The sequence below is a fragment of the Achromobacter sp. SIMBA_011 genome, from assembly GCF_046535435.1.
GTDB lineage: Bacteria > Pseudomonadota > Gammaproteobacteria > Burkholderiales > Burkholderiaceae_B > Achromobacter > Achromobacter dolens.
In genome coordinates, this window is record NZ_JAWRWN010000537.1 from 1 (window position 1) to 268 (window position 268).

Sequence of the window (268 nt, forward strand, 5' to 3'; positions counted from 1 at the left end):
GTTCGCGTACGGCTACCGTGAAGGCATTCCGCGCCTGCTCGACCTGTGGGACCGGCACGGCGTGAAAGTCACGTCGCACATGATCGGTGAAGCCGCACGCCGCCATCCCGAGCTGGCGCGCGAGGTCGTGTCGCGCGGCCACGAGGCGGCCGCACACGGTCCGACCTGGCGCTCGCAGTTCGCGATGAGCCGCGACGAAGAGCGCCGCTTCCTCGTCGAGGCTCGCGACATGGTCGAAGCGGTCACGGGCCAGCGCCCGGTCGGCTAC

General features: G+C 70.5%; 1 protein-coding gene. It reads left to right on the forward strand.

All coding sequences use genetic code 11. The features are described 5' to 3' along the window. Positions 1-268, forward strand: a 268-nt coding sequence (locus SB816_RS32050) for a polysaccharide deacetylase family protein (protein WP_410548252.1), incomplete at both ends; no start/stop codon positions are given.